At 62.3% G+C, this 1,104-nt stretch carries 1 protein-coding gene; it reads right to left on the bottom strand.

Annotated elements, in window-relative coordinates; genetic code table 11:
• Window positions 1-9: 9 nt before the first annotated feature.
• On the bottom strand, window positions 10-1,104 hold a 1,095-nt coding region (locus tag BJ928_RS38460; protein WP_047635240.1), incomplete at its 5' end, for an S-(hydroxymethyl)glutathione dehydrogenase/class III alcohol dehydrogenase.

The raw sequence follows: 1,104 nt of genomic DNA, 5'->3' as shown, positions 1-1,104 counted from the left end.
TTGAAGCCGTCAATAGATCACGACGCCCCGGACACTCTTTCCGGAATGCATGAGGTCGAAGCCCTTGTTGATGTCTTCGAGCGGCATGGTGTGGGTGATCATCGGATCGATCTCGATCTTGCCCTCCATGTACCAGTCGACGATCTTCGGAACGTCGGTGCGGCCACGGGCGCCGCCGAAGGCCGTGCCCATCCACGAGCGGCCCGTCACCAGCTGGAACGGACGCGTGGAAATCTCCTGGCCGGCGCCGGCAACGCCGATGACGACGGACTTGCCCCAGCCGCGATGGCTTGCTTCCAGCGCCTGGCGCATCACCTTGGTGTTGCCGGTGCAGTCGAAGGTGTAGTCGGCGCCACCGATCTGGTCGGCACCGCGCTTCGTCATGTTGACGAGATAGGGCACGATATCGTCGCCGACCTCCTTCGGATTGACGAAATGCGTCATGCCAAAACGCTCGCCCCAGGCCTTCTTGTCATTGTTGAGATCGACGCCGATGATCATGTCGGCACCGGCAAGGCGCAAGCCCTGGATGACATTGAGGCCGATGCCGCCGAGACCGAAGACGATCGCGGTTGCGCCCATCTCCACCTTGGCGGTGTTGATGACGGCGCCGATGCCCGTCGTCACGCCACAGCCGATATAGCAGATCTTGTCGAAGGGCGCGTCGGGATTGACCTTGGCGACGGCAATCTCCGGCAGCACGGTGTAATTGGCGAAGGTGGAGCAGCCCATATAGTGATGGATCTTGTCCTTGCCGATCGAGAAGCGGGAGGTGCCATCCGGCATCAGGCCTTGGCCTTGCGTCGAGCGGATCGCCGTGCACAGGTTGGTCTTGCGGGAAAGGCACGAGGGGCATTCGCGGCATTCGGGCGTATAGAGCGGAATGACGTGATCGCCCTTCTTCACCGAGGTGACGCCCGGACCGACATCGACGACGATGCCCGCACCTTCATGGCCGAGGATGGCCGGGAAGAGGCCTTCCGGATCGGCACCCGAGAGCGTGAAATCATCGGTGTGGCAGATGCCGGTCGCCTTGACCTCGATCAGCACTTCGCCAGCGCGAGGCCCCTCAAGCTGAACCGTCATCACCTCAAGCGGCTTGCC

Source organism: Rhizobium sp. WW_1, from assembly GCF_003610155.1.
Classification (GTDB): Bacteria; Pseudomonadota; Alphaproteobacteria; order Rhizobiales; family Rhizobiaceae; genus Rhizobium; species Rhizobium tropici_A.
Note: the sequence above shows the minus strand (reverse complement) of the source record. Positions and strands in the feature narration are given on the sequence as shown.